The 20,660-nt window shown below is 69.3% G+C and carries 18 protein-coding genes and 1 pseudogene; 8 read left to right on the top strand and 11 right to left on the bottom strand.

The window, feature by feature from the left end; genetic code table 11:
- Positions 1–126 precede the first annotated feature (126 nt).
- The 3 genes from WA670_RS35290 to WA670_RS35280 are packed head-to-tail and all read left to right on the top strand — an operon-like array spanning position 127 to position 1,840.
- Positions 127–606 (top strand): hypothetical protein, encoded by a 480-nt coding sequence (locus WA670_RS35290; protein ID WP_336160573.1) that lies wholly within the window; start codon positions 127–129, stop codon positions 604–606.
- 17 nt (positions 607–623) lie between these two features.
- A complete protein-coding gene (locus WA670_RS35285; RefSeq protein WP_336160572.1) occupies positions 624–1,124 on the top strand; it encodes a hypothetical protein in 501 nt (166 codons plus the stop codon).
- A 26-nt stretch (positions 1,125–1,150) separates the two neighbouring features.
- On the top strand, positions 1,151–1,840 hold the full coding sequence (locus WA670_RS35280; protein ID WP_336160570.1) for an MOSC domain-containing protein: 690 nt from the start codon (positions 1,151–1,153) through the stop codon (positions 1,838–1,840).
- On the opposite strand, the gene WA670_RS35275 is transcribed toward WA670_RS35280, so the two are convergent.
- A complete protein-coding gene (locus WA670_RS35275; protein WP_336160569.1) occupies positions 1,817–3,391 on the bottom strand; it encodes a beta-N-acetylhexosaminidase in 1,575 nt (524 codons plus the stop codon). The two genes, WA670_RS35280 and WA670_RS35275, sit on opposite strands and share 24 nt — an antisense overlap.
- A gap of 472 nt (positions 3,392–3,863) precedes the next feature.
- Positions 3,864–5,738: a propionyl-CoA synthetase gene (locus WA670_RS35270; RefSeq protein WP_336160567.1), complete on the bottom strand. Its 1,875-nt coding sequence runs from the start codon at positions 5,736–5,738 to the stop codon at positions 3,864–3,866.
- Between the two features lie 217 nt (positions 5,739–5,955).
- Between WA670_RS35270 and WA670_RS35265 the strand changes: the two genes are divergently transcribed.
- The gene (locus WA670_RS35265) at positions 5,956–7,677 is read left to right on the top strand and encodes a serine/threonine-protein kinase (RefSeq protein ID WP_037811181.1); all 1,722 of its coding nucleotides are present in this window, start codon (positions 5,956–5,958) and stop codon (positions 7,675–7,677) included.
- Positions 7,678–7,718: 41 nt separating this feature from the next.
- Here the strand turns inward: WA670_RS35265 and WA670_RS35260 are convergent, their stop codons facing one another.
- Positions 7,719–8,285 carry a class I SAM-dependent methyltransferase gene (locus tag WA670_RS35260; RefSeq protein ID WP_336160564.1) on the bottom strand — a complete coding sequence of 189 codons (567 nt, stop codon included), beginning with the start codon at positions 8,283–8,285 and terminating at the stop codon, positions 7,719–7,721.
- Positions 8,286–8,340: 55 nt separating this feature from the next.
- Between WA670_RS35260 and WA670_RS35255 the strand changes: the two genes are divergently transcribed.
- A complete protein-coding gene (locus tag WA670_RS35255; RefSeq protein ID WP_336160562.1) occupies positions 8,341–9,120 on the top strand; it encodes an AraC family transcriptional regulator in 780 nt (259 codons plus the stop codon).
- Here the strand turns inward: WA670_RS35255 and WA670_RS35250 are convergent.
- Positions 9,071–10,639, bottom strand: coding sequence for a dolichyl-phosphate-mannose--protein mannosyltransferase (locus WA670_RS35250; RefSeq protein WP_336160560.1), 1,569 nt, complete (start codon positions 10,637–10,639; stop codon positions 9,071–9,073). The genes WA670_RS35255 and WA670_RS35250 overlap by 50 nt on opposite strands.
- Before the next feature lie 54 nt (positions 10,640–10,693).
- On the opposite strand from WA670_RS35250, the gene rsmI reads away from it, so the two are divergent.
- Entirely contained in the window at positions 10,694–11,533 is an 840-nt protein-coding gene (gene rsmI, locus WA670_RS35245) for a 16S rRNA (cytidine(1402)-2'-O)-methyltransferase (RefSeq protein WP_336160558.1), read from the top strand.
- A gap of 1 nt (position 11,534) precedes the next feature.
- On the opposite strand, the gene WA670_RS35240 is transcribed toward rsmI, so the two are convergent.
- Both WA670_RS35240 and WA670_RS35235 read right to left on the bottom strand, forming a co-directional pair.
- Complete coding sequence (locus WA670_RS35240) at positions 11,535–12,656, bottom strand: hypothetical protein (protein ID WP_336160556.1); 1,122 nt, start codon at positions 12,654–12,656, stop codon at positions 11,535–11,537.
- 9 nt (positions 12,657–12,665) lie between these two features.
- Positions 12,666–13,142: a QsdR family transcriptional regulator gene (locus WA670_RS35235; protein WP_134665088.1), complete on the bottom strand. Its 477-nt coding sequence runs from the start codon at positions 13,140–13,142 to the stop codon at positions 12,666–12,668.
- A gap of 176 nt (positions 13,143–13,318) precedes the next feature.
- Here WA670_RS35235 and WA670_RS35230 point away from each other — a divergent pair, with 176 nt between their 5' ends.
- On the top strand, positions 13,319–14,278 hold the full coding sequence (locus WA670_RS35230; RefSeq protein WP_037811187.1) for a quinone oxidoreductase family protein: 960 nt from the start codon (positions 13,319–13,321) through the stop codon (positions 14,276–14,278).
- On the opposite strand, the gene WA670_RS35225 is transcribed toward WA670_RS35230, so the two are convergent.
- The 5 genes and pseudogenes from WA670_RS35225 to WA670_RS35205 form a co-directional block, all read right to left on the bottom strand.
- Positions 14,275–15,513 (bottom strand): aminodeoxychorismate synthase component I, encoded by a 1,239-nt coding sequence (locus tag WA670_RS35225; protein ID WP_336160554.1) that lies wholly within the window; start codon positions 15,511–15,513, stop codon positions 14,275–14,277. The genes WA670_RS35230 and WA670_RS35225 overlap by 4 nt on opposite strands.
- Positions 15,514–15,558: 45 nt before the next feature.
- Complete coding sequence (locus tag WA670_RS35220) at positions 15,559–16,173, bottom strand: glycoside hydrolase family 25 protein (protein WP_037811190.1); 615 nt, start codon at positions 16,171–16,173, stop codon at positions 15,559–15,561.
- A gap of 97 nt (positions 16,174–16,270) precedes the next feature.
- Positions 16,271–17,035, bottom strand: coding sequence for an ABC transporter permease (locus tag WA670_RS35215; RefSeq protein WP_037811192.1), 765 nt, complete (start codon positions 17,033–17,035; stop codon positions 16,271–16,273).
- A pseudogene (locus WA670_RS35210) lies at positions 17,025–18,024 on the bottom strand (ATP-binding cassette domain-containing protein). The gene WA670_RS35215 and the pseudogene WA670_RS35210 overlap by 11 nt, the downstream one beginning before the upstream one ends.
- A gap of 94 nt (positions 18,025–18,118) precedes the next feature.
- Complete coding sequence (locus tag WA670_RS35205; protein WP_037811196.1) at positions 18,119–18,703, bottom strand: PadR family transcriptional regulator; 585 nt, start codon at positions 18,701–18,703, stop codon at positions 18,119–18,121.
- A gap of 61 nt (positions 18,704–18,764) precedes the next feature.
- Between WA670_RS35205 and metG the strand changes: the two genes are divergently transcribed.
- Positions 18,765–20,561 (top strand): methionine--tRNA ligase, encoded by a 1,797-nt coding sequence (gene metG, locus WA670_RS35200; RefSeq protein ID WP_037811198.1) that lies wholly within the window; start codon positions 18,765–18,767, stop codon positions 20,559–20,561.
- Positions 20,562–20,660: the final 99 nt, after the last annotated feature.

The raw sequence follows: 20,660 nt of genomic DNA, 5'->3' as shown, positions 1-20,660 counted from the left end.
TACGGCGGCGCCCGGTGAGTGTTTCCCGCTCACCGGGTGTCGCCGTTTGTTTGTTGACGGCTGGTTGAGCGCGCCATTAAGCTTCCTTGTGGTTCGGGGGTTGACTGATTTCTGCGAGAAGAAGTGTTGAAGAAGTCTGCTGTTGTCGTTCTTCTCGCCCTGGTGGCGGCCGGGTGTAGCGGGCCGCCGGATCCTCGGGCGTATCCCGGCAGCGAGGACGGAGTGAGCTGGGAAGAGGCTGCTGCGCGGTACGCGATCGCGTTGCCGTCGTGTCCGACCAAGGCTTTCCGGTTCGACGTGCAGCCCCGGCTTCGGGACCACCTCATTTTCACTTTCGAGGCCGCGAAGTCCTGCGTGGACGGCTTTTTGACGAAGTACGGTGCGGACCCTGCTCACCCGGGGCTGAAATGGCCTCGGGACGACAACTTTCCGCCGTTCGGAGCGGACAAGTCGGAGCGATACGGCTGGACCTATGACTTGAAGCAGCGCTCCGCTCTGTACCACGGTTTCCGGACACCGAATGGCTCGTCGTTCTGGGTGTTCGTCAAACAGGGTGCCGAGGAGACGGTGTACGCCTATAGTCTGACGACCGGTTACCCGAACTAGTAATCGCCGCAGGGAAAATGACAAAGAAATCGATAGCCGCGATTCTCTTTTCCGTCGCGGTAGTCGCCGGATGCGGTGGCCAGCCGGACCCGCGGGCGTATCCGGGCAGTGAGGACGGCGTCAGCTGGGAAGAGGCCTCCGCCAGGTTCCAGATGACGCTGCCGTCCTGTCCGGTCAAGGAGTTCCATTTCGACGTCCAGCCCAGGCTCACCGAACGGCTCGCCTTCGCCTTCGTCGCGTCGAAGTCCTGCGTGGACAAGTTCCTGAAGCAGTACGGCGACGATCCGGCGAACCCGACCCGCAAGTGGCCGGTCAGCGACCCCGAGCCGCGGCCTCCGTTCGACGCGGACGAGATGCGGCAGTTCGGCTGGACCTACGATCCCGAGGCGAAGGCGGACCTGTACACCCGCCTCGAGACGCCGTACCACGCGAAGTTTTCGGTTTTCGTGAAGCCGGGCATCGAGGAGACGGTCTACGCGCGCAGTCTGACCTCTGGCTTCCCGGACCCGTCGAAATAGTCGGGGCCCCTTGCTAGGTTCATCCCATGCTGTCGCTGAAAGACGTCTACGCAGGCGAGCCGACCGTCCTCGGCCACCAGCGGGACCAGCCCGTTCTGAGCGCCATCCGGAAAACCCGGGTCGCCACTCCAGAGCTGGCACTGTCCGAACTCAACCTCTCCGGTGACCGTCAGGCCGACCTTTCGGTGCACGGCGGGCCCGACAAAGCCGTCTACGTCTACCCGATCGAGCACTACCCGGTGTGGACCTCCGAGGGGTACTCCGTGGCGCACGGTGACTTCGGCGAGAACCTGTCCGTCGAAGGCGCGCTCGAGACCGACGCGCGGATCGGCGACGTCTGGGCCTGGGGCGAAGCACTCGTGCAGATCGCCCAGCCGCGCCACCCGTGCTTCAAGCTCGCCATGCGGACCGGGCGCAAGGACGTCGTTCCCGCGATGATCAGCACGAATCGCTGCGGCTGGTACCTGCGCGTGCTGCGGCCGGGCACGGTCCCGACGGCCGGTCCGCTCGAGGTCGTGGAGCGGGCCGAGGGGCCGACCGTCGCGGAGACCTTCCTGGTCGCTTCGGCGAATTACGCGCAGTTGCCCGACCCGGCGCCGATGCTGGAGCTGGCCGAGCGCGTGCTGACGTCGACCGCGCTGCCCGAAAGCTATCGCAACGGGATTAAGTCCAAAGTGGACCGGGCGAAGGGGTTACTTCCAGTCGACCTGGGGTGAGCGGTAGAAGTCGATTCCCTGGGCTTCCCAGCGCGGCGCCTGCTTGGCGATGCGGTCCCGGTAGCCGTCCCAGGTGCGGGACGCTCGCGGCGACCAGCCGATTTCCGCGACGCCGGGCAGGCGCGGGAAGGCCATGTACTCGATGTCGTCGTTGGTCCGGATGGTTTCCGTCCACAGTGGAGCTTCAACCCCGGCCACGGACTTCTCCTCGACCCCGGGAACGAGCGTCGCCGGGTCCCATTCGTAGGCGTCGCGGACTTCGACCAGACCGGCCCAATCCTGGCCCAGTTTCGTCGATTCCGTGTACTTCATGTCGAGATACGCGTGGTTGGCGGGCGACATGACGAACTTGTTCCCGCGCACCGCGGCGGCGGCCACGTCCTCGTTCGGGCCGCCCTGGTCCCAGTACTGCGGCACGGCGGACGTCGGCAACGGAGTCTTCGCGATTTCGTGCCAGCCGGTGATCAGCTTGCCGTACTTCGCGACCATCGGGCTTACCTTCTCGTAGAAGGTTTTGTAGTCCGCGGCGGGCGTCGAATGTGCTTCGTCGCCGCCGATGCCGATGTACTTTCCGGGCGTGATCGCGGCGAGTTCGCGGATCACGTCCTCCACGAATCGGTACGTGGTGGGCGAATTGATGCACAGCGAGCTGTAGCCGACCTCGATGTCGGTGCGCGGCGGGACCGCGACGCCGTCGCAGTTCAGCTCCGCGTACACCGACTGGGCGGCGTTCGTGTGTCCGGGCATGTCGATCTCCGGCACGACCGTCACGTGCCGGCTCGCGGCGTAGGCGACGATGTCGCGGTACTGCTCCTGCGTGTAGTAACCGCCCGGGTCGCCGTAGGCCGCGGTCTTGCCGCCTTCGGTCGCCAGGCGCGGCCAGCTCTTGATCTCGATGCGCCAGCCCTGGTCGTCGCTGAGGTGCAGGTGCAGCGTGTTGATCTTGTACTGGACGATCTGGTCGATGTATTTCTTCACCTGCGTCGGCGTGAAGAAATGCCGCGCGACGTCGAGCATCGCGCCGCGGTGGGCGAAGCGCGGGTAGTCGAGGACGCTGCCGCCGGCGATCGTCCACGCGCGGTGCTGCACGGTCTTCGCCTCGATCGCCGACGGCAGCAGCTGCCGCAGCGACTGGACGCCGGTGAACAGCCCGGCGGAGGTGTTGGCGCGCAGCCGGACGCCGTTCTTCGAGACGTCGAGCTGATACCCCTCGTCGCCGACGCGCGGGTCGGCGTGGCCGAGGTCGAGCGAGATCGCGGACAGCCCCGGACTCACCGGGACGACCGGCAGCGGGAACCCGGTCGCGGGCCGCAACAGGCCGCGCAGGTACCCGGCGACGTCGCCGGTGCCGTGCCCGGCGCGGATCACCGTCAGCGGAGTGAGCCGGAAGGTGGCGTCCGCCTTCGCCACGGCATGCACCGGGACCGGTACGAGGTCGGTGACCTGCCGTTCACTGGGCGCGGGACTCGCCGCGGCCGGCCCGGGCACTCCCACCGCGGCGAGCCCGAGCACGGTCACCCCAAGCACGGCCCTGGACAGGGTCTTCCTCACGGCATACCTCCGGTCGCGTCGCGGAGAAGGCGGACTCCAAGAGGTATAGACCACTCCGGGCGGGCTGACAACGCCCGAAAGGGTCGGCTGGCACCTGATGTCCCGTTCGCCGGGATGCCTGCGGCGCCCCAATGCCGCATTGGGTGCGCTGGACGCACCGAACGCCGCATTGGGTGCGTCGCATGCACCCAATGCCGCATTGGGGGTTTTCAGCAGCTGTGGTGTGCGGCGGGTCCCGCCCATCGGCTAGGGACAGCTTCACGCACCGCGCTCGTGGGGCTGGCACGCGCTGGCGAAGTCCGTGAAGGGCTCCTTGCGGGAATCAGATTCCCTCAAGGAGCCCTTCACGGACTCAGCGGGAGTGAAACCGTCCGGCGCGGCTCGGCGGCCGGTGCCCGCAGCGCCCGGCAAACACCGCCACCGCGAACCCGCCACACACCGCGCTGCTGAGAAAACCTCTCCGTGTCGGTCCTCAGGGTCGCAGAATCGCCCGCAAAGCGTCGAGCACCGACGGGTCCTCGATGGTCGACGGAATCACCTCGTCGCGTCCGTCCGCGATCCCGCGCATCGTCTTGCGCAGGATCTTCCCCGAGCGCGTCTTCGGCAACGCGCTGACCACCGAGACGTCCCGGAACGCCGCCACCGGCCCGATGTCCCGGCGAACCAGCGCCACCAGTTCGTCCCGCAACTGCTCCTCAGGCACGTCCACCCCGGACTTCAGCACGACGAAACCACGCGGCACCTGCCCCTTCAGCTGGTCCGCGACCCCGATCACCGCGCACTCCGCGACCGCCGGGTGCGAGGCCAGCACGGCTTCCATCGAGCCGGTCGACAGGCGGTGTCCGGCCACGTTGATCACGTCGTCGGTGCGGCCCATGACGAACAGGTAGCCGTCCTCGTCGAGGTAGCCCGAATCGCCGGTCAGGTAGTAGCCGGGGTAGCGCGACAGGTACGCCTCGCGGTAGCGCTCGTCGTCGCCCCACAGCGTCGGCAGCGAGCCCGGCGGCAGCGGCAGTTTCAGCGTGATCGCGCCCTCGCGGCCCGCCGGGAGTTCTTCGCCCGCCTGGTCGAGGATGCGCACGTCCCAGCCGGGCACCGGTTTCGTCGCCGACCCGGGTTTGACCGGCATCGGTTCGAGCCCGCGCGGGTTCGCCGCGATCGGCCAGCCGGTTTCGGTCTGCCACCAGTGGTCGACGACCGGCGTGCCGAGGATGTCGTGCGCCCAGTGGTAGGTCTCCGGGTCGAGCCGCTCGCCCGCCATGAACAGGGTGCGGAACCGCGACAGGTCGTACTTCTTGAGCTCGTCCGCGTCCGGGTCCACCTTCTTGACCGCGCGCAACGCCGTCGGCGCGGTGAACAGCGCCTGCACGCCGTGCTCGGAGATGACCCGCCAGAACGCGCCCGCGTCCGGGGTCCCGACGGGTTTTCCTTCGTACAGCACGGTTGTCGCGCCGACCAGCAGCGGCGCGTAGACGATGTACGAATGCCCGACGACCCAGCCGACGTCGGACGCCGTCCACCAGACGTCCCCGGCGTGGACGTCGTACAGCGCGCCCATCGACCACGCCAGCGCGACCGCGTGCCCGCCCGCGTCGCGGACCACGCCCTTCGGCCGCCCGGTGGTGCCGGACGTGTAGAGGATGTACAGCGGGTCGGTCGCCTTCACCGGAACCGGATCGACCGGGTCGGCGTCGGCGACGAGTTCGGTCCAGTCGAGGTCGGCGCCGGACAGTTCCGCGCGCGCTTGCTCGCGCTGGAACACCACGACGTGGTCCGGCTGGTGCTCGGTGGTCTCGAGAGCGGCGTCGATGATCGGCTTGTACTCGACCACCCGCGTCGGCTCGATCCCGCACGACGCGGCGAGGATCAGCTTCGGCTTGGCGTCCTCGATCCGCGCGGCCAGTTCCTTCGGCGCGAACCCGCCGAACACCACGGAGTGCACCGCGCCGATCCGCGCGCAGGCGAGCATCGCGATGACGGCCTGCGGGATCATCGGCAGGTAAAGGATCACGCGGTCGCCGCGGGTCACCCCGAGCGACGCGAGCGCGCCGGCGAAGGTCGCGACCTCGTCCCGCAACTCGGCATAGGTGTAGCGGCGTTTGCGGCCGGTGACCGGCGAATCCCAGATCAGCGCGTCCTGCGCGCCGCGGCCGCCGTCCGCGTGCCGGTCGAGCGCGTTGTAGGAGGTGTTCAGCTCCCCGTCGGGATACCAGCGGTAGAACGGCGCGGCGGACGAGTCGAGCGCGCGGGTGGGCCGCTGCGTCCAGTCGATCGCCCGGGCCGCTTCGAGCCAGAACCGCTCGGGGTCGTCCAGACTGCGTCGATACGTCTCGGTGTACGCGCCCACGAGGTCTCCTTTGACTTCCGACGGCCGAATCTGCCCTCATGATGGCCTTTCCCCCGGCGGAACGCAGGTCAGCGAGGTCAGGCGAGAACGATGCAGTGGATCACGATCCCGGCGCGACCCGGCAACCCCGCGAAGGCCGTGTGCGTCCTAAGCTGGACCGTGGGGAACAGCCGCGCAGCGGCACCAAGACGACACTGACAGTGAGGGGAACCAGCCGGTGAGCGGAATCGCGAGCGCGCTGCTCTCGCTCGCGCACACCTTGTTCGGCCCGGGGTTCTGCCCCGGCGACTGGGTGTGGGCGACGACCACAGCGGGTGCGCTCGTCGCGCTCTTCCCGGCGGCCGGGGCGCTGATCGTGGCGATCGTCCGCAAGGGGACCGGCAACCGGTACGACGCGACGACGCTCACCGTGTTCGGGCTCATCGGCGTGGTCAGCGTGCTGGTGCTGCCGTGGCTGATGGCCTCGGGCATCTCGGAAACCTTCCGCGCGGCCAACGCGGGCGGCGTGAGCGGGCTGTCCGCCTCCGAAACCGCCAAGCTGAGCACGAACTACTGCTCGTTCATCGGCGTGCAGAAGACCTACCTCGGCGGCGGGCCGAACGTCTTCGAGACGCTCTTCTACCCGCGCGGCCTCAAGCTGTCGTACGCGCTGTACCTGCTCGCCTTCACCGTGCTGCCGGTCGGCTCGCTGCTGTTCGTGATGCTGCAGGCGCGCACCGCGTTCCGCCGCGGGCCGAAGTGGCCGTCGCGGTTCTTCTGGATTCCCTTCGTGGTCATGGCGGTCGCGAGCTCGGGCATGTCGGCCAACACCGCCGTGCACTTCTGGCTCGGATTCCTGCCGTTCAGCATCCTGGGACTGATCCCGGTCGCGCTGGTCGGCCCGCCGCCGTGGTCGGTGATCAACCGGCCGGAGCCGCGCCGCGACGAACCGCCCGCCGCGCCGCCTCCGCCGCGCCGGGAGCAGTTGCCGCCGCCTCCGCCGCCGCAGAACAAGCAGTACCCGGCCACCGCGCTGGCGTCCGCTCCGGAGCCGCCGCCCGCCGGGATGCTGGCCGCCGCGCCCGGCGCGATCCCGCCGCCGCCCGGTTCGCGCAACGCGGGCAGCAGCCGGTACCGGCGCGTCCGCCAGCTCGGGCACGGCGGGTTCGGCACTGTCTGGGAAGCCGTCGACACGCAGCTCAACCGCACTGTCGCGCTCAAGATCGCGCACGCGCCCGACCGCGACACCGAGGAGCGCATGCAGCGCGAGGCGCGGGCGCTGGCCGTGGTGAACCACCCCAACTGCGTCCGCGTGTACGACCTGGTCGAGGAGCCGGACGGGCTCGCGCTCGTCATGGAGTACCTGCAGGGCCGCCCGCTCGCCGAGGTGGTCGACGGACAGGGCCCGATCGACGACGTCGCCGCCGGCCGACTGTGGTCCACGATGGCGGGCGCGCTGGTCGCCGCGCACGAGCGGGGCGTGCTGCATCGCGATGTGAAGCCGTCCAACGTCATCCTCGACCCGGCGGGCATCGCGCACCTCATCGACTTCGGAATCGCCCGCAGCCAGGGCGACTCGAAGATGACCGCCACCGGGATGATGATCGGCACGCCCGATTTCGTCGCCCCGGAGCAGGCGATGGGTTCCCCGGCGAGCCCGGCGTCGGACGCCTGGCAGCTCGCCGCCACGGTCAGCTACGCGCTGTCCGGCCAGCCGCCGCGCGGCACCCGCGAGACGCCGATGGCCGCGCTGATGGCCGCGGCGCGAGCCGATCCGGTCACGCACCTGCCGCAGCGTTCGGTGCACGCCCGGATCCTGGCGGCGTCGCTGGACCCGGAGCCGCGCCGCCGCCCGACACTGAACTCGGTGCGGCGCGAGGTCGACGGCTGGCTGAGCAGGCAGGGCAAGGCACTGGACGGGCCGGTCACGCAGATCGTGCCGCGCCGGTCGTCCCGCTGAGTCTCGTGAGCGGCTAAGCCGGTTCTAACCGGCGTCGCCACTCACGACGGCTTCACCGCGGAAAACTCCAGTCGCTTGCGCTCGATCCCCACCCGCACCTGCTCAAACCCGGCCGCCGCCAGCCGTCCCGGCAGCGTGCCCGCGTCGAGGACGTTCATCGTGTCCCCAAGGTGCAGAAGCCGGAATCCGAAGCTGAGCTGGCTGTCCACGCCGCAATAGATGCCGCCGGGCCGCAGCACCCGGAACGCCTCCGCGAAGATCCGGTCTTGCAGTTCGTCGGTCGGCACGTGGTGCAGCATCGTGAAGCACACGACCCCGGAGAACCGGCCGTCCTCGAACGGCATTTCCGCGCCGCTGCCCTCGACGATGTCCGCCTGGTCCCCGTATTCCGCCTGCAACAACCGGGTCGACGCCGGGTCGATTTCCAGCGCGGTCAGCCGCGGGAGAGCGTCGATCAACACCCTCGTGGTGGCCCCGAAACCCGGTCCGATCTCGAGCACGTCGTCGCCCAGTTCGAAGCGGGCGAGCCAGTCCGGCAGCACCTCGGCGACCGCGGCGGCCCATTTTTCCGAGCTGCAGAGCTTGCGGTGCATCAGGTTCATCGGCATGGCCCCGACGCTAGGGACGAGCCTGGCTGACCGGAAGACGATAGGCTGTCACCTCATGTCGCAGTACGGTCAAACCGGCGCGATGCTGCTCGGCGACCTCCCGATCGCGCCCGGAGCCTGGTTCCCCTGGCACGAACATCCGGCGCACCAGCTTGTCTGGGCCGCGCGCGGGGTCGCCGCGGTGATGGTCGGCGACGCGCAGTGGGTGCTGCCGTCCACGCGCGCGCTCTGGATCCCGGCCGGGGTCCGGCATCGCACCGGCGCGGCCGGGAACGTCGAACTGCGCGGCATCTACGCCGATCCCGAACAGTGCCCGGTCGACTGGCCGTCCCCGCGAATCGTCATCGTCCGGCCGTTGCTGCGGGAGCTGCTGGAGCACCTGTCCGCGGACGGAATCAGCGACGCCGCCCGACGCCGTGCCGAAGCCGTCGCGTTCGATCTGCTGGAGCCGATGGACGTAGCGCCGATCGTGGTCCCCGCGCCCGCCGATCCGCGAGCGCGGGACGTCGCCGACGCGGTGCTCGCCGACCCCGCGGACTCGCGCAGCCTGGCCGAGCTGGGCCGCGAAGTCGGCGCGAGCGAGCGGACGCTGGCCCGCGCGTTCGTCCGCGACTGCCGGATGACGTTCGGGACCTGGCGCACGCAAGCCCGGCTGCGCGCGGCCTTGCCGTTGCTGGCGAAGGGAACGCCGATGACGACCGTCGCGCACCGGGTCGGGTACGCGACGGCCAGCGCGTTCGTCGCCGCCTTCCGCCGGGCGGTCGGGCTGCCGCCGGGCGCTTACTTCAGCGCCACGAAGGCAGCCACATTTCCGCCTGCCAATGGGCGTTCGTGATCGGGATTCCGTTGAGGATCGGCCACAGCCAGGCGAAGTTCGCGACCACCAGCCCGACGTAGAGCGACACGACGAGCAGACCGGTGCCCCGGCGTTCGAATCCGCGTTTGGCGCTGCCGAGGATCTGCCCGAGCGCCAGCACCAGCCCGAGCACGAGGAACGGGGCCATCGGCGTGGCGTAGAAGAAGTACATCTGCCGGTCGATGTTGGTGAACCAGGGCAGGTAGCCGGCGAAGTACCCGGTGAGCACGGCGGCGTAGCGCCAGTCCGCGCGGAAGAACCAGCGCCACAGGCCCCAGCCGAGCATCGGGACCGCCAGCCACCACATCGCGGGCGTGCCGATCAGCATCGTCGCGCCGAGGCAGCGCGATTCGCCGCAGCCGGTGACGTCGCCGTCGTAGTAGTAGAGCATCGGCCGCAAGCCCATCGGCCACGTCCACGGCTTCGACTCCCACGGATGCGGATTGTCCTTGGGCGTCAGCAGGGTTTCGTGGAAATGCAGCACGTTGGCGGTGTAGCTGCCGAGCGAACGCAGCGCGGGCGGGATCCAGCCGAACATGCCCGGGTCGAGGTTCTTGATCTCGGTGTAGTGCCGGTCGGTCGCGGTCTCGCTGGCGAACCACGCCCAGTACGCCGCCAGGTACATCAGCACCGGCACGACCAGGATCGCCCACAGCGCGGGCGCGACGTCGCGCCGGATCGTCCCGACCCACGGCCGCCGCACGCCAGCCGCGCGCCGGGCCGCGACGTCGAAGAACACGGTGAGCAGGCCGAACGCCGCGATGTAGTACAGCGCCGACCATTTGACGCCGAAGGTCAGGCCGATCATCAGCCCGGCCGCGAACCGCCACCACCGGAAGCCGAGCTTCGGCCCCCACTGCGATTCGCCGATCCAGCCCTCGCGCACCGCGACGGCCAGCCGTTGCCGCACCTGGTCGCGGTCGCAGAGCACGCAGGCGAACGCGGCGAGCACGAAGAACGCGATGAAGATGTCCAGCATCCCCATCCGCGACTGCAGGTGCAGCACGCCGTCGCAGATCACCAGCACGCCCGCGATGCCGCCGAGCAGCGTCGAGCGGGTCAGCCGGCGCGCGACGCGCACGGTGAGGAGCACGATCAACGTGCCAGCCACCGCCGACATCAGCCGCCAGCCCCAGCCGTTGTAGCCGAAGAGCCACTCGCCGAAGGCGATGAAGTCCTTGGCCAGCGGCGGGTGCACGATCAGCTCGTACCCGGCGTTGTCCTCGTACCCGCCGTTGCGCAGCATCTGCGCGGCCTGGGGCACGTAGTGCTTCTCGTCGAAGACGGGACTGCCGTGGTCAGTGGGCAGGCCAAGGTTCTGCAGCCGGACGACGCCGCCGATCACGGTCAGCACGATCGTGACGATCCAGCCGCGCAGCCGGTCGCCGGGCATGGCCCGGCCGAGCAGGGTGGCTTCGCGGTCGGTCGGGGGACGGCGCGCGTCGACCGGGTCCGGCCGCACGCTCTCGTCGTCGGCACGGGTCAGCAGCGCGGTCACGGGGCCCGATAGTACGGCCTGATCCACCGGTGGCGTCTGGTTAGGCTGACTGCCATGACTTCTGCGCCCGGACGGCTCGTCCTCGCCGCCACCCCGCTGGGCGATCCCGGCGACGCGTCCGCCCGGCTGATCGAGGCGCTGGGCTCGGCGGACGTGATCGCGGCCGAGGACACCCGGCGCCTGCGCGGGCTCGCTTCCGCGCTCGGCGTGTCGCCCACCGGGCGGGTGGTCAGCTTCTACGAGGACGTCGAGACCGCCCGGCTGCCGAAGCTGCTGGAGGCACTGCACGGGGGCGAGACGGTGCTGGTGGTGACCGACGCCGGGATGCCGAGCGTGTCCGATCCGGGCTTCCGTCTCGTGGCCGCCTGCGTCGAGGAGGACCTGCCGATCACCTGCCTCCCCGGCCCGTCGGCGGTGACGACGGCGCTCGCGTTGTCCGGGCTGCCGTGCGACCGGTTCTGCTTCGAAGGCTTCGCGCCGCGCAAGCCTGGCGAGCGGTCGAAGTGGTTCGCGGAGTTGGCGAGCGAACGCCGGACTGTCGTGTTCTTCGAATCGCCGCACCGGATCGCTTCCCTGCTGTCGGACGCTGCCGCCGCACTGGGCGGTTCGCGGCGAGCCGCGGTGTGCCGGGAGCTGACGAAGACGTACGAAGAGGTCAAACGCGGCACGCTCGCGGAACTTGCCGAGTGGGCAGCGGACGGGGTGCGCGGCGAGATCTCGGTGGTGCTGGAGGGGGCGGCACCTCGGCAGGCATCGGTGTCGGATTTGGTGCCGGAGGTAGCGGAACGGGTCGCTTCGGGGGAGCGACTGAAGACCGTGGCGGCCGAGGTGGCGGGTGCGGCTGGGGTGTCTACGAAGGAGCTTTACGCGGCGGTGCTCGCGGCTCGGAAGTGAGTCAGCTTCTCCGGGCGTTGCCTTCGGCTAGAAGCCGCAGCCAGTGCGGGTCGCCCGGCGCGGTTTTAGTGATCGTGGCCAGTTCCTCCGGCCGCCAAGTGCCGACACCGTCGGTGTGCACGACGTGGTCTTCCGTCAGGCCGTCGTCGGGAATTTCCTTGGTGCTGGCAAGGAACTCGGCGACGGTGGCCGGATCCGCGACGGTGCGGGGAGAAGGAACGGGCACCAGTGCGAGTTCGCCGTCTCCGGCGACCACGAGGTCGCCGTTCGACGTCGCGGCCAGCGCGGTCACTGCCGAGCGGAGCAGTTTGTGCTTCTTGGTTCGGTCGCGCTCGACGTCCACCTCCAGCAAGGTGCCGGACGGCGTCCCGATCCACAGCGCGCCGGGCCGTGCACCGAAGGCGATGGCGAGCTGGGACGAGATGGAATACTTTTTGAGCGAGGTCTTCAGGATTCGGCGCAGCGAAGGGAACTCGAATACCAGGACCTGGTGTTCGTAGGTGTTGCCGCGAATCGCCAGGTACCGCCCGTCGGAGCTGAAGACCGGAAGGCCCCAGCAGTTGGCCTCCAGAATCAGCGCCCGGTCCAGGAACCGCAGCCGGTCGCCTGGACGGGAGAAGAGCACAAAGCTCGCGCCCTGGTCGCTTTGCTTCGTGGCGATCAGCCCTCCCGCCGGATGCGCGACGATGCCGCCGTCCCACATCGGGGCAGGCGTGACGGCCCCGATGTCGAGATCGATGACGTCCGAACGGTCGTAGCGCTCGGGTGGGGTCGGCGACGTCCACAGCGACTGGCCGTCCGGGCTGAACGCCACGTCGAGAGAGACGGCGACATTCAGCACGGAGGTGCCGTTCCGGGTCCAGCGCACCGTTTCCCCGCTGCCGGGCACGACCAGTTCCGGCCGTTCCGGATGCCAGGCGACGACGGGCCAGCGGTCGAACTTCCCGTACTCCGCGGAATCCGCCCCCACCGCGCCGATTTCGCGAAGCACTTTCTCGGCGTAGTAGAGATGCACCGCGGGCCGCTCCTGGTCGATCCCGGCGACGAGCGGCAGTTTCGGATGGGATACCAGCTCGCCGATCGAAGCGGCGGGGATCCGGGCGATGGCCTGGACAGCGGTCACCAGAAGACTTTAGCGACTGCGCAACAGCATTTTGGCCGCTATTAAGGCCTTCTCCGCGTCCGGCTCCTCGCCGGTGATCGCGTCGGTGTAGATGAACGACTCGCCGACCCGCACCAGCAGGTACGCCAGATCCGCTACCGGCAACGGAGACTCCAGCCGCCCGGCCGCGACCTCGTCGGACAGCAACGCCTGCACCTTCTCGATGGTCCGCGACTGCACCAAGCTCGCCTTGGTCGTCAGCAACCGCAGTGCGCGCTCGGGCTCCCGGCGAAGGAAGGCTCGGAACGGCGAGGAAGCGTTGACCGTCCGCACGAACGCCCCGATCGCCTCCGCGATGCCGTCGCCGCCGCGGCCTGCATAACTGACGTTATCCAGCACCGAGGACGTCTCCGCCCACAGGATTTCGCTCAGCAGGTGGTCGCGGCTGCCGACCCAGCGGTGCAGGGTCGCGCGGCTGACGCCGAGGTCGGCGGCCAGGTCGCGCATGTCGACGCGGTCTCCGGCGAGGAACCGGGCGCGGGCGAGGCGGAACGCCGCGACGGCGTCGGGTCGCGAGGTTCGGGTGGACAGTGGCGTGTCGATGAGTGAGACGTTAGCAGAAAGTGTTCCATCGATGAGACATATGGCAGAATGTCTCACGAGGAGCGAGAGGAGCCGCGAAGATGCGTGCTGTGCAGGTGACCGAGTTCGGCGGTCCCGAGGTGCTGAAGCCGGTCGAGCTGCCCGATCCGGTGGCCGGGCCGGGGCAGGTGCTGATCGAGGTCGACCGCGTCGGGCTGAATTACGCGGATACGCATCAGGCGGAGAACTCGTATCTCGCCCCGAGCAAACTGCCGCTCGTGCCGGGCGGCGAGGTCGTCGGGCGCACGGCGGACGGCAAGCGCGTGGTGGCGCTGCTCAACGACGGCGGCGGGTACGCCGAGCGCGTCGCGGCCGACGAAGCCATGACGTTCCCGGTGCCGGACGGCGTCGACGACTTGAACGCGCTTTCCATGCTGGTCCAGGGCGCGACCGCGTGGATCATGCTGCGCAAGAACGCCCACCTCGAGCCCGGTGAGACCGTCGTCGTGCACGCCGCGGCTGGCGGGGTCGGGTCGATCGCGGTGCAGCTGGCGAACGCGTGGGGCGCGGGCCGCGTCATCGCGACCGCGAGCAGCGAGGAAAAGCGCGAGCTGGCGATCGAGCTCGGCGCGGACGTCGCGGTCGATTCCCGTGCCGAGAACATGACCGAAGTCCTGCGGGAAGCCAACGGCGGCAAGCGGGTCGACATCGTTCTCGACATGGTCGGCGGCACGACGACCGACCAGAGCATCGCCGCGCTCGCCCCGTTCGGCCGTCTGGTGTTCTACGGGATGGCCGGCCGCCGCTCGCCGAAGCCGATCGAGTTGCGCAACCTGCTCGGCCACAGCACGACCGTCGCCGGGATGTGGCTGCCGCACGTGTTCCGCTTGCCGGGCAACGTTTTCGGCACCGCGCTGGCCGATCTGTTCACCATGGTGCTGGACGGGAAGCTCCGCGCGATCGCGGGCGGCGAGTACGCGCTGGCGGACGCCCGGAAGGCCCACGAAGCGCTGCGTTCCCGTGGCACGACTGGAAAACTGCTGCTCGACCCGCGGCGCTAGCACTCCCGGGGGCTGGCGAGCAGGGACTCCAACGGAGCCGCTTTGTGCAGGCACTCCTGCCACTCGGCGGCGCTGTCCGAGTCCGCCGTGATCCCGCCGCCGACCCCCAGCGCGATCCGGCCTTCGGCGATCTCGAAGGTCCGGATCGCCACGTTCAACTCCAGCCCAGCCAACGGCGACAGCAACCCGACCGCGCCGGTGTACACGCCGCGCGCGGTCGGTTCCAGCTCAGCGATCAGGTCCAGCGCCCGGATCTTCGGCGCCCCGGTAACCGACCCCGGCGGGAACGTCGCCGCCAGCAGCCCGGCATCGGTGCCGCCGTTCGCGAGCACACCCTCCACAGTGGACGCCAGATGCCACACCCCGGGAGCCGGGTGCACCGCGAGTAGTTCCGGCACCACGACGCTGCCGACCTCGCACACCCGCCCGAGGTCGTTGCGCACCAGGTCGGTGATCATCACGTTCTCCGCGACGTCCTTCGCCGACTGCCGCAACCGCGATGCGTTCCCGTCGTCCGCCGGGCCGCGACGGGGCAGCGTGCCCTTGATCGGCGACGACCGCACGCGGCGGCCGTGGCGTTCCAGGAACAGCTCCGGCGACAGCGAAACCACCGAACCCCATTCACCGGTGACGTAAGCCGCCCGCTGCGGAGCCAGCCGCCGCACTCCCTCGGCGAACAGCGCGGCGGGCGAGCCCTCGAACGTCCCGGTGAACCGCGAGCAGACGTTCGCCTGGAACAGTTCGCCCGCCTCGATCTCGTGCACGCACGCCTTCACCGCCTGCTCGTGCCCGGACGGCCGGTCCAGCGCACTAGCGGACCACGACAACTCCGCGGACCCGGCCAACGCACGCTCCACCACGGCGAGCTGCGCGTCCGCGTCGCCTTCGAGCGACTCGAACCAACACTCTCCCGCCGCGTCCCAGCGCAGCACGTGGTCCGCCCAGCCCCAGGCCGACGCCGGAACCCCGGTCGAGCGGCTGGACGGATCAGCCTGGTCGTAAGCCAGAAATCCGAACCACCCGCCGCCGATCCGGCCCGAGGGTCCCGAGGCGGAAAAGGCCGACGGGAACGGTCGCGGAGTCACCGACACGAACGGCGCCACCACCGCGCGCGATCCGAACCAGTTCCCGCACGCCGCGGCGGGTTCGGGCAGGCCGTGCGCCCGCGCGTACGCGGACAGCAGAACGAGCGCCCGAGAAGGGGTCAGGTCGGTCCGCAGCCGCTGGAAACGCATCGCGCCATTGTGCCGGAAACCGGCGGTGACCAGCGGAAAAGGTGATCAGAGCAGCACATCGGACAGGGCGAACGGATACACCACCGCGTCCTGCGCCACCGGTCCGTCGACTCCGGGCACGTCCGGCGCGAAGGCGTGCTGGTGCAGCCCAAGCCGAGAATGGAACCAGCCGGGCCGCCCGGGGATGCCGTTGTGCCGCACGAGCCAGAGCACGACCTCGGAATCGGCCCAGCGGTCCGGGTGCAGCCGGTGCGCCCAGCAGTCGTGCCCGGCGTACACGAGCACCCGGCTGATCTTCGCGGCGTGCCGCACGTGCTTGATCCACGCCTTCACGAACCGGTCGTCGACGCTCTGCGCATCCACCTCCAGCGCGGGGGCGAGCGATCCGGGCGCGAACGCGCCGAGCCTGCTCGCCGTCCGGACGAAATGGTCGGCCTGGTCGTGCACCGCGCCGGGCCGGGCGTAGTGCCGGGCCCCGGTGTGGATGCCCGCGTGCTGGGCCGCGGCGAGCATCCGCTCCGCGCCCGGATCGCTCCAGTTGACGTTTTCACTGATCGTGACCGAGGCGAACCGCACGTCGGCGCCGCGCACCGCCGTCCAGTCGAGCACCTGCTCGCGATGAGTGAGCGTGAGTCCGCGCCCACTCTCCGGTTCCGCCACCTCGCACCCCTGGCAAGCCCCACGACGGGTGAAAGGCCACCCTACGTCCGGAATTCCGGAGCGGGGTGACCTTTCCCGGCGTGTCGATGGGCTTTGATCAGGCGTTTTCCCGCTGGAAGGTGCGCGTTCCCCACCAAATCGCCAAAACGGCCATGACCAGCACGACCACGCTGCCGGTGAACAGCGCGTCCATCGAGAAGTCGCCGCGGAAGCTGTTGCGCTCCACGTCGACCACGTGCCGGAACGGGTTGATCTGCGAGATCGTGTACAGCCACTTCGGAGCCAGTCCTGCGGTGATCGGGATGAGGATCCCGGACAGCAGCAGCAACGGCATGAGCACCGCGTTGAGCAGCGCAGGGAACGACTCCTCGCTCTTGAGCGTGAGCGCCAGCGCGTAGGAGCACGACGCCAGCGTGAGCGCGAGCAGGAACACGATGGCGAGGCTCAGCAGCACGCCGCTGAACGGCGCGTTCAGGTCGAACACCAGGTAGGCGAGCAGGATGATCAGCACCGATTGCACGGTCGCCTGCAACGCGTTCGCCAGCACCTTCCCGAGCAGCAGCGCGGCCCGGTGCACCGGGGTGACGCGCAGCCGCTCGACCACGCCGGACCGGAACTCGGCCAGCAGCCCGAAGCCCACGAACGAACTGCCGAACAGCGCCAGCTGCGCGATCAGCGCGGGCGTGAGCACCATCCAGCCGTCGACCTCGGACATCCCCTGCGCGCTGAGCGACTTCACCAGCAGTGGGCCGAAGAAGAACAGGTACAGCAGCGGCTGGGCGAGCCCGATCAGCAGCCACGCCGGATTCCGCAGCGCGGCCGCCATGTCGCGACGGAAGATCAGCCAGGTGTCACGCAGCATCGGGCACCTCCGGTCCCGCCGGCGCGGGCTGCTCGGCTTCGCGCAGCGACCGGCCGGTGAGCGCGAGGAACACGTCGTCCAAGGTCGGTCGCGTGACCTGCATCGAGGTCGTCGCGATTTCCTTGGCGTCGAGCGCGCGCAGCAGTTCCGGCATCGCGGTGTCGCCGCGCGGCACCCGGAACCTGATCGAGCCCTCGCGCACCGCGAACTCGTGCGCGCCGGGCAGCTGCCGGGCCAGGTCCGCAGCGGCCGCGGCGGATTCCGGATCGACCTCGATCGCGACGCCGTCGCCGGAGACCTGCTCCTTGAGCGCGTCCGGATGCCCGTCGGCGACGATCCGGCCGTCGTCGATCACGATCAGCCGGTCGGCCAGCGCGTCCGCCTCGTCGAGGTAATGCGTGGTTAGGAAGATCGTGACGCCCTGCTCGGCGCGCAACCTCCGGATGTGCTCCCACAGGTTCGCCCGGCTCTGCGGGTCGAGCCCGGTGGACGGTTCGTCCAGGAAGACCAGGCCGGGCGAATGGATCAGGCCCAGGGCGATGTCGAGCCTGCGCCGCTGACCCCCGGACAGCGTCTTCGTGGCGCGCTGTTCGAGCCCGGTCAGGTCGAGCTGGCCGGCGAGCACCTTGCCGCGCGCGATCGCGTCGGCCTTGCTCATCCGGTACAGCCTGCCCTGCAGCTCCAGCTCTTCGCCGACGCGCGATTCGGGCGCGGTCCCGCCGCCCTGGGCGACGTACCCGATGTTGCGGCGCACCCCCGCCGCGTCGGTGAGCAGGTCGTGCCCGCCGACGGTGGCCGTGCCCGCGGTCGGTTTCAGCAAGGTGGTGAGCATGCGCAGCGTGGTGGTCTTGCCCGCCCCGTTCGGGCCGAGGAACCCGACCAGTTCGCCCGCCTCGACGTCGAGGTCGACCCCCCTTCACCGCGTGCACCTCGCCACCGGCTCGGCCCTTGCGGCGGAACCGCCGCTCGAGTCCGCGTGCCGTGATCATGGAAACCCCTCTCCTCCCAAGAAGATCAACTAGTCAAGCTTGACTAGTTGACGCGCACACTGTGCCCGAGCAAGAGCGAGTTAGTCAAATTTGATTACTGGGCCGGTTGGCCGAACGCCGAGCCCGGGTCGTCGGCCATCACGTATTCGCCTGCCTCGAGCCTGGTGATCAGCCCGGTGAGCCATTCCCGGCTGGCCTTGGCGATCCCGCCCCACAGCCGGAACAGCTCGGACACGTGCGGCGGCTTGTTCCAGGTGTCGTCTTCAAGGCCCAGCCGCGACCGGCGCTCCTCGGCCTCGAAGTGGATCAGGTTCTGCCGGAGCAGGCTGATCACGTTCCTGCGGGGAAGCGCGGGCATCAGGCTGATCGCCGCGCACAGCTCCGCGTTGCTCGCGCTCGGATCGGACAAGCCCTTCGCCAGCAGCGTCTGGAACTCCTGCTCGCCGTCCGGGGTGAGCCGGTAGGCGACCCGGTCCGGACCGCCGTCGCCCGGTTCGACGTCGATCTTCTCCAGCAGGTCCTCGGCGGTCATCTTCTTGAGCGCGTGGTAGATCGAACCGGGCTGGACGTTCGCCCACTTGTCCGCCGACCACGACAGCAGTTCGCGGCGCACCTGGTAGCCGTGCGCGCGGCCGAACATCCGCACGACCCCGAGCACCAGCAGACGCGTCGCCGACACCGGCTCTCCCTTCCCCGACCGCCAGGAAACGCCCTGGAGCGCATCCGTAGGCTAAACAGGTATGAGCACCCCTGTGTTGACCGCGGTGGCCTGGCCCTACGCCAACGGCCCCCGCCACATCGGCCACGTGTCCGGATTCGGCGTCCCGTCCGACGTCTTCTCCCGCTACCAGCGAATGGCCGGCAACCGGGTGCTCATGGTGTCCGGGACCGACGAACACGGCACGCCGATCACCGTCCAGGCGGACAAAGAGGGGATGACCCCGCAGCAGACCGCGGACAAGTACACCCGCCAGATCGACGAGGACCTGCGGGGCCTCGGCCTCTCCTATGACCTGTTCACCCGCACCACCACCGGCAACCACGCCGCGGTCACGCAGGAGATCTTCCTCGCGCTCAACCGCAACGGCTACGTCGTCCCGAAGACCACCCGCGGCGCGATCAGCCCGTCCACCGGCCGCACGCTGCCCGACCGCTACATCGAGGGCACCTGCCCGATCTGCGGCTACGACGGCGCGCGCGGCGACCAGTGCGACAACTGCGGCAACCAGCTCGACGCCGCCGAGCTGATCAACCCGAAGTCGCGGATCAACGGCGAGACGCCGAAGTTCGTCGAGACCGAGCACTACTTCCTCGACCTGCCCGCGTTCACCCAGACCCTCGGCGACTGGCTGGGCACCAAGACCGACTGGCGCCCGAACGTCCTCAACTTCACCAAGAACCTGATCGACGACATGCGCCCGCGGCCGATCACCCGCGACCTCGACTGGGGCGTGAAGATCCCGCTGGACGGGTGGCGCGACCAGCCGCTCAAGCGGTTCTACGTGTGGTTCGACGCGGTCATCGGCTACTTCTCCGCCAGCGTCGAATGGGCGCGCCGCAACGGCACGCCGGACGCCTGGCAGGAGTGGTGGGCCAACCCCGACGCGCGCGCCTACTACTTCATGGGCAAGGACAACATCACCTTCCACGCCCAGATCTGGCCCGCGCTGCTGCTCGGCCAGAACGGCGACGGCGACCGCGGCGGCGAGCCCGGCAAGTACGGCAAGCTGCACCTGCCGGACGAGATCGTGTCCAGCGAGTTCCTGACCATGAGCGGGTCGAAGTTCTCGACTTCGCGGGGCACGGTCATCTACGTGCACGACTTCCTGCGCGAGTTCGGGCCGGACGCGCTGCGGTACTTCATCTCGGTGGCCGGGCCGGAGACTCAGGACACGGACTTCACGTGGGACGAGTTCGTGCGGCGGACCAACTTCGAGCTGGCCAACGAGTGGGGGAACCTCGTCAACCGGTCGATCTCGATGGCGCACAAGAACAATGGGGCTATTCCGGCTCCGACTGCGCCTGCGCCTGCTGATGAGGAGTTGAAGTCCTTGTCTCGGCAGGCGTTCGAGACTGCGGGTGGGCATCTTGCGCGGTCGCGGTTCAAGTTGGCTGCGGCTGAGGCGATGCGGGTGGTTACGGCGGCTAACCGGTATCTGTCGGATCAGGAGCCTTGGAAGCTCAAGGACGATCCGGATCGGCGGGATGCGGTGTTGCATACGGCGTTGCAGGTGGTTAGTGACGCTAATACGTTGCTGACGCCGTTCCTGCCGCACTCGGCGCAGAAGGTGCATGAGGCGCTTGGCGGGACTGGGGTTTGGGCTGCGCAGCCTGAGCTGCAGGAGGTTCCGGATCTTGATGTGCCGGATCGGGTTAATCCTATTTTGACCGGGGATTATGCCGGGGAGCAGGCTCGGTGGGAGTCGAAGCCGGTCGAGGTGGGGCGGCCGTTGGCGAAGCCGACGCCGTTGTTTACGAAGCTGGACCCGAAGTTGGGGGAGACTGGGCCTGAGTGGGCTCCGATTGTTACTGACTGACTGGGGGCTCGTCGCCTGGCGGCGACATCGCTCTCTGGCGTGCGTGGGGCACCCCGAAGCTTGATTGTGCTGACGGTTCGGGGGTGCTTGTCAAGGCGG

Source organism: Amycolatopsis sp. VC5-11, from assembly GCF_037034185.1.
GTDB classification, from domain to species: domain Bacteria; phylum Actinomycetota; class Actinomycetes; order Mycobacteriales; family Pseudonocardiaceae; genus Amycolatopsis; species Amycolatopsis nivea.
This window is presented reverse-complemented; position numbering and strand designations above follow the sequence as displayed.